This window comes from Actinotalea sp. C106 (genome assembly GCF_023630195.1).
Classification (GTDB): Bacteria; Actinomycetota; Actinomycetes; order Actinomycetales; family Cellulomonadaceae; genus Actinotalea.
Genome location: NZ_JALPKN010000167.1, coordinates 1 through 6,958, shown reverse-complemented (window position 1 = coordinate 6,958; position 6,958 = coordinate 1). Strand labels below are relative to the sequence as shown.

Sequence of the window (6,958 nt, the reverse complement as noted above, 5' to 3'; positions counted from 1 at the left end):
GGCTCGTCGACGACCTCACCGGCCGCGCCCGGCGCGCCCTCGAGGAGGGGTCGGCAGCCCCGCGGGGTGAGGTGCCGACCCCGCGTCCGGCCGTGGACGGCACGGTCCGGCCTGCGGCCGAGGAGGACGGCGTGCCGGGGGACCAGGGACGCGACGGGTAGGCTGGAGCGCCCCTGCACGCCTAGCGCCTGGTGAGGTCCCTTTCGTGTTCGCCACGCTGTCCGACCGTCTGACCGCGACCTTCAAGAACCTGCGCAGCCGCGGTCGCCTGTCCGAGGCGGACATCGACGCCACTGTGCGTGAGATCCGCCGCGCCCTGCTCGACGCCGACGTCGCGGTGAGCGTGGTCCGTGGCTTCACGGGTCGGGTCCGTGAGCGCGCCCTCTCGGTCGAGGTCTCGGGGGCGCTCAACCCTGCCCAGCAGGTCGTGAAGATCGTCAACGAGGAGCTCGTCACCGTCCTCGGCGGGGAGCAGCGCCCGCTGGCTTTCGCCAAGACCCCGCCCACGGTGATCCTGCTCGCGGGTCTGCAGGGCGCGGGCAAGACCACCCTCGCGGGCAAGCTGGCCCGGCACCTGCGTGAGCAGGGGCACACCCCGCTGCTGGTCGCCGCCGACCTCCAGCGCCCCAACGCGGTGACCCAGCTGCAGGTGGTCGGTGAGCGGGCCGGCGTGCCGGTCTTCGCACCCCACCCTGGCGCCCAGGAGAGTAGCGAGGGCGGGGTCGAGATCGCCCCGGCGGCGGATCCGGTCGCCGTGGCACGCGAGGGCCTCGCCACCGCCCGGACCCGCCAGCACGACGTGCTGATCGTCGACACCGCAGGACGTCTCGGCGTCGACGCGGAGATGATGCAGCAGGCCGCGGACATCCGCGACGCCGTCCAGCCCGACGAGATCCTCTTCGTGATCGACGCGATGATCGGCCAGGACGCGGTGGTCACCGCGCAGGCCTTCGCCGACGGCGTCGGGTTCACGGGCGTCGTGCTGTCCAAGCTCGACGGCGACGCCCGCGGTGGGGCGGCCCTCTCGGTCGCGAGCGTGACGGGGCGCCCGATCATGTTCGCCTCGACCGGTGAGAAGCTGACCGACTTCGAGGTCTTCCACCCGGACCGGATGGCTTCGCGCATCCTCGACATGGGCGACGTGCTGTCCCTCATCGAGCAGGCTGAGCGCGCCTTCGACGCCGAGCAGACCGAGGCCATGGCGGGCAAGCTCGCGAGCGGTGAGGACTTCACCCTCGAGGACTTCCTCACCCAGATGCAGGGCCTCAAGCAGATGGGCTCGATGAAGAAGATGCTCGGCATGATGCCGGGGATGGGCCAGATGCGGGAGGCCATCGAGAACTTCGACGAGCGCGAGGTCGACCGCATCGAGGCCATCGTCCGATCGATGACGCCCGCCGAGCGTCAGAGCCCCAAGATCATCAACGGCTCGCGACGCGCCCGCATCGCGCGGGGCTCAGGCACGACCGCGACCGACGTGAACCAGCTCCTCGAGCGGTTCGCCGGGGCGCAGAAGATGATGAAGCAGATGGCCCGGGGCGGGGGAGTGCCGGGGATGCCGCCCGGCATGGGCTCGCTGCCCGGCATGGGAGGCAAGAAGTCCCGGGGCCGCTCCGCCCCGCAGCCCAAGAAGGGTCGCAAGGGCAAGTCGGGCAACCCGGCCAAGCGGGCTCAGCAGGAGAAGGAGGCGGCCTCGCGCGCGGCTGGCCAGGCTCCTGCGGGACCGGCCGGATCGGCCTTCGGTCTCGGGGGCGGTCAGCCTGCCGAGCCGGACCCCGCAGCCCTCGACCTGCCCCCAGGGTTCGAGAAGTTCCTCGGCCGCTGACCCCGACGTCTCCTGGTGATGACAGTGCGCGAACCACGACCTGAGGCCGACCCCGCGGGCGGGCCGCCGCTGCACGTCCGTGGTCGAGTCCTGCTCGGGGACGGCAGCGAGACCGAGGACCTCTGGGTCGTCGACGGGCGCGTCACCTTCGAGCCGCCCCGGGGCCGGCGCGCAGCAGCCCCCGAGGTCCTCGAGGGCTGGGCGGTCCCCGGGCTCGTCGACATGCACTGCCACATCGGTCTGGGGGAGTCGGGTCCGGTGGACCGGGCGACCGCCGAGGAGCAGGCCCTGGCGGACCGCGACGCCGGGACCCTCCTCGTGCGCGACGCGGGATCTCCTGCGGACACGCGCTGGATCGACGGGCGTGCGGACCTCCCCCGGCTGCTGCGGGCCGGCCGGCACCTGGCCCGCCCCAAGCGCTACCTGCGGCACTACGGCCGAGAGCTCCGGGACGTCCGGGACCTGCCTGCCGCGGCAGCCGAGGAGGCCCGTCGCGGTGACGGGTGGGTCAAGCTCGTCGCCGACTGGATCGACCGCGACCTGGGCCCCGAGGGGGACCTGCGTCCGCTCTGGCCCGACGCCCTCCTGGCCGAGGCGGTCGCTGCCGCCCACGAGGCCGGTGCTCGCGTGACCGCGCACGTCTTCTCGACCGAGGCTCTGCCGGCCCTCCTCGAGGCCGGCGTGGACTGCCTCGAGCACGGCACCGGGCTGACTCCCGAGCTCACGGCCGAGGTGGCTCGCCGTGGGGTGCCGGTCGTGCCGACGCTGCTCCAGGTGGAGAGGTTCGCGGAGATCGCGAGCCAGGCAGATCCCCGGTACCCGCGCTTCGCAGCGCGGATGCGCGCCCTTCACGAGCGGCGTCACGAGCACGTCCGCGCCCTCCACGAGGCGGGGGTGAGGCTCCTCGTCGGGACGGACGCGGGCGGCACGATCGCCCACGGGCGGCTCCCGGCCGAGGCCGCCGAGCTGGTCGCGGCGGGCATCCCGGCCGCCGAGGTGGTGGCGATGGCCAGCTGGCGGGCCCGGGAGTACCTCGGCGTGCAGGCCCTCGTGGAGGGGGCTCCGGCCGACCTGGTGGTCTACCCGCGGGATCCTCGCGGCGACGTCACCGTGCTCGAGCAGCCCATGGCCGTGGTGCTCGGCGGCGCCCTCGTCGCGGGACCAGGGGCGTGAGCGACCGGCCCTGAACGGGCCGTGCGGAAGGTGGTGCGACGCAGCTCCGAGGATCTGGCAGAATGACCCGCTGTACCCGGCGCGCTCGGCCCCTCTACCCGGACGACGCCGTGTCCTCAGGTCGCCTAGCCTCGCCTACCCCACAGGACGGGGCGCGGTGACCACCCCAGCAGAACCAGGAGAGACCACCACAGTGGCCGTCAAGATCCGTCTGAAGCGCCTCGGCAAGATCCGAGCGCCGTACTACCGCATCGTCGTCGCCGACTCGCGCACCAAGCGTGACGGTCGTGCGATCGAGGAGATCGGCAAGTACCACCCCACCGAGGAGCCCTCGTTCATCGAGATCGACTCGGACCGGGCCCAGTACTGGCTCGGTGTCGGTGCACAGCCCTCCGAGCAGGTCACCGCCCTGCTCAAGATCACGGGCGACTGGCAGAAGTTCAAGGGTCTCCCGGGCACCGAGGGCACCCTGCGGGTCAAGGAGTCCTCGGGCGAGGCCGGTGCCGCTGCGGCGATCGCCGCAGCTGCCGAGGCCGCCGAGAAGGCCAAGGCCAAGGCGTCGGAGCAGAAGGCTGCCGCTGACAAGGCCGAGGCCGCCAAGCCCGCCGCCGAGTCCGACGACTCCGCGGAGGAGCAGGCCTGATGCTCGCCGACGCCCTGGAGCACCTCGTCCGCGGCATCGTGGACCACCCGGACGACGTCCAGGTGAGTGCGCGCTCGCTGCGTCGCGGGGAGCTCCTCGAGGTCCGGGTCCACCCCGAGGACCTCGGCAGGGTGATCGGCCGCAGCGGCCGGACCGCACGTGCCCTGCGCACCGTGGTCAACGCGATGTCCCCGGACGGCTCGGTGCGGGTCGACGTCGTGGACGTCGACCGCCGCTGAGCACGACCCCTCGAAGGCCCGGTCCCCTACCCTGGGGCCCGGGCCTTCGTCGTCCACCCCACCCCAGACCCCCGGTGCCCCGGGACCTCGAGAGGACCTCATGGAGCTCACCGTCGCCACCGTCGGCCGCGCGCACGGCCTGCGCGGGGAGGTCGGCCTGGACGTGCGGACCGACACCCCGGCCGAGCGCTTCGCCGTCGGGGCTGTGCTCCGCACCCGACCGGCCTCCGCCGGCCCGCTGACCGTCGAGCGCACCCGGGACCTGTCGGGCCGTTGGTACGTGTCCTTCGCGCAGGTCGAGGACCGCTCGGCGGCCGAGGCCCTGCGCGGGGTCGAGCTCGTCGTCGAGGTCGAGGAGTCCGACGAGGAGGACGCCTGGTACCCCCACGAGCTCGCGGGGCTGCGGGCCGAACGGGCTGACGGCACGGTCGTCGGGGAGGTCGTCGGGCTCGAGCACCTCCCGGCGCAGGACGCGCTCGTGGTCCTCGAGCCGGGCGGCCAGCGCACGCTGGTCCCGTTCGTGCGGGCCATCGTCCCGGTGGTCGACGTCCCCGGGGGGCGCGTCGTGCTCGACCCGCCCCAGGGCCTGCTCGCAGCCGACGGACCGGCCGAGGAGGCGCGGCCCGGGACCGATCCGACGGACGAGGGCTGACGTGCGGATCGACGTCGTCTCGATCTTCCCCGAGTACCTCGCGCCGCTCGAGCTGTCCCTCGTGGGCAAGGCCCGCCGGACCGGGCTCCTCGACCTGCGGGTGCACGACCTGCGGGACTGGGCGCACGACCGCCACCGCACGGTCGACGACAGCCCCCTCGGCGGGGGAGCGGGGATGGTCATGCGCCCCGACGTCTGGGGGGAGGCCCTCGACACGGTGCTCGACGGCGAGCAGGGGCATCCCGGAGATGTCGAGCTCGTGGTCCCGACCCCGTCGGGCACCCCCCTGGACCAGCGCATGGCCGAGCGGCTGGCGGCCGTACCGCACCTCGTGGTGGCCTGCGGGCGCTACGAGGGGATCGACGCCCGGGTCGCCGAGCACTACCGCGGTCGTGGAACGGCCGTGACCGAGCTCTCGCTGGGTGACTACGTGCTCAACGGCGGCGAGGTCGCCGCCCTGGTCCTGGTCGAGGCCGTGGCGCGGTTGCTGCCGGGGATGGTGGGCAACCCCGCCTCGCTCGTGGAGGAGTCGCACGGGGCCGCGGGCACCCTCGAGTACCCGGTGTACACGCGGCCGCCGGAGTGGCGCGGGCACGAGGTCCCCGAGGTGCTGCTCTCGGGGCATCACGCGCGGATCGAGCGCTGGCGCCGGGACCAGGCCCTGGAGCGGACGGCGCGGCGACGTCCCGACCTGATCGAGCGGCTGGCCGTCGAGGACCTCGACCGCCGCGACCGCGACCGGCTGGCCGAGCTGGGCTGGGAGGTCGGCGACGACGGCCTGCGCGTCGTCGGTCCGCCCGGGCGTGTGGCAGACTGACCTGCTGGTGTGCGTCGCCGCGTCTCTGCCACAGGGGAGGCGGTCACGGCAGCTCTCGAGCGTTGACGCACCCGTACCCGATCCGGCGAGGCAGCTCTGCTGCCCGTGATGACGCGCCTGACCTGTGGCAGGGCGGGGAAGTGACCACCATGCACATTTTGGACTCGGTCGACGCAGCATCGCTGCGCTCGGACGTCCCGGACTTCCGTCCCGGGGACACCCTGAAGGTGAACGTCAACGTCGTCGAGGGCAGCCGCTCTCGCGTGCAGGCCTTCCAGGGCGTCGTGATCGCCCGGCAGGGCGGCGGCGTCCGCGAGACCTTCACCATCCGTAAGGTCAGCTTCGGCGTGGGTGTCGAGCGCACCTTCCCGGTGCACTCCCCGACCCTGGACTCCATCGAGGTCGTGACCCGCGGTGACGTCCGCCGCGCGAAGCTCTACTACCTCCGCAAGCTCCGCGGCAAGAAGGCCAAGATCAAGGAGAAGCGCGAGACGCCTGCCCCCAAGAAGGGCTGAGCAGCTCGACGTCTCGGCAGACGGGCGGTCACCTCCGGGTGGCCGCCCGTCGTCGTCCCCGGGCCGGGCCTGCACGGGGCTGGCGCTTCGGGCATGGCAGAGTTGTCCCGTGACGAGCCCCTCCAGCACCCCGGCCCCGACCCCTGGTCTCGGCGGTGCGCACGAGCCGGTTCTGCCCGGCCCCACCGCGGCGGAGGGCACCGAACGGGAGCACCGGGCGCCGGCACGCCACGGGCGGAGCCGCCCGAGCGGGGGAGCAGGGGCCTGGTTGCGGGAGTCCTTCGTGATCGTCGTGAGCGCCCTCGTGCTCTCCCTGATCATCAAGACCTTCCTGGTGCAGGCCTTCTTCATCCCGAGCAGCTCGATGGAGGACACCCTCGCGATCGGTGACCGGGTGCTCGTGACCAAGCTCGCGCCGGGACCCCTCGACGTGAACCGCGGCGACGTCGTCGTCTTCAAGGACCCGGGAGGCTGGCTCCCCACCCAGCCCACCACCCCCCAGCCGGCGTGGCGCGAGGCGCTCACCGAGGGGTTGACCTTCATCGGCCTGCTGCCCCAGGACTCCGGGGAGCACCTCATCAAGCGGGTCGTCGCCCTGCCCGAGGACACGGTCGAGTGCTGCGACGCCGACGGGCGGCTCCTGGTCAACGGGGTCGCGATCGACGAGCCGTACCTCGCGGCCGGCTCGGAGGCCAGCGAGATGGAGTTCTCCGTGACCGTGCCCGCGGGCGGCCTGTGGGTCATGGGCGACAACCGGCAGAACTCCCAGGACTCGCGCTACAAGCAGGGTGACCCGGGCGGGGGGAGCGTCCCCCTCGACAACGTCGTGGGGGTCGCCTTCGTGACGGTCTGGCCCGCCGACCGCTGGACGCTGCTGCGCAACCCCGGAGAGACCTTCGCGGAGGTCCCATGACCCGTCGCCGTCCCGACCTGCGCCACGAGCGCGCCCTGCTGCGGGGCGGCGCGCGGGTCGTCGCAGGTATGGACGAGGTCGGGCGGGGGGCGCTGGCCGGACCGGTGAGCGTGGGCGTCGTCGCGGTCGACCTGACGACGCGGGCCTGCCCGCCCGGGGTCGCGGACTCCAAGCTCCTCAC

The 6,958-nt window shown here is 73.4% G+C and carries 8 protein-coding genes and 1 pseudogene; all 9 read left to right on the top strand.

Annotated elements, in window-relative coordinates:
• The first annotated feature begins 205 nt into the window (after nucleotides 1-205).
• Nucleotides 206-1,825: a signal recognition particle protein gene (ffh, locus tag L0B03_RS11720; protein ID WP_250445970.1), complete on the top strand. Its 1,620-nt coding sequence runs from the start codon at nucleotides 206-208 to the stop codon at nucleotides 1,823-1,825.
• 18 nt (nucleotides 1,826-1,843) lie between these two features.
• Nucleotides 1,844-2,998 (top strand): amidohydrolase family protein, encoded by a 1,155-nt coding sequence (locus L0B03_RS11715; protein ID WP_250445969.1) that lies wholly within the window; start codon nucleotides 1,844-1,846, stop codon nucleotides 2,996-2,998.
• A 193-nt stretch (nucleotides 2,999-3,191) separates the two neighbouring features.
• Nucleotides 3,192-3,641, top strand: coding sequence for a 30S ribosomal protein S16 (gene rpsP, locus L0B03_RS11710; RefSeq protein ID WP_250445971.1), 450 nt, complete (start codon nucleotides 3,192-3,194; stop codon nucleotides 3,639-3,641).
• A complete protein-coding gene (locus L0B03_RS11705) occupies nucleotides 3,641-3,880 on the top strand; it encodes an RNA-binding protein (protein ID WP_208055252.1) in 240 nt (79 codons plus the stop codon). Before rpsP ends, L0B03_RS11705 begins: the two co-directional genes overlap by 1 nt.
• A 100-nt stretch (nucleotides 3,881-3,980) precedes the next feature.
• Nucleotides 3,981-4,532, top strand: coding sequence for a ribosome maturation factor RimM (gene rimM, locus L0B03_RS11700; protein ID WP_250445968.1), 552 nt, complete (start codon nucleotides 3,981-3,983; stop codon nucleotides 4,530-4,532).
• A 1-nt stretch (nucleotide 4,533) separates the two neighbouring features.
• Nucleotides 4,534-5,349: a tRNA (guanosine(37)-N1)-methyltransferase TrmD gene (trmD, locus tag L0B03_RS11695; RefSeq protein ID WP_250445967.1), complete on the top strand. Its 816-nt coding sequence runs from the start codon at nucleotides 4,534-4,536 to the stop codon at nucleotides 5,347-5,349.
• Nucleotides 5,350-5,498: 149 nt separating this feature from the next.
• A complete protein-coding gene (rplS, locus tag L0B03_RS11690; RefSeq protein ID WP_250445965.1) occupies nucleotides 5,499-5,864 on the top strand; it encodes a 50S ribosomal protein L19 in 366 nt (121 codons plus the stop codon).
• A gap of 109 nt (nucleotides 5,865-5,973) precedes the next feature.
• Nucleotides 5,974-6,777, top strand: coding sequence for a signal peptidase I (gene lepB, locus L0B03_RS11685; RefSeq protein ID WP_250445963.1), 804 nt, complete (start codon nucleotides 5,974-5,976; stop codon nucleotides 6,775-6,777).
• Nucleotides 6,774-6,958 (top strand): annotated as a pseudogene (locus tag L0B03_RS11680) (ribonuclease HII); the annotation flags it as partial. The gene lepB and the pseudogene L0B03_RS11680, both read left to right, overlap by 4 nt.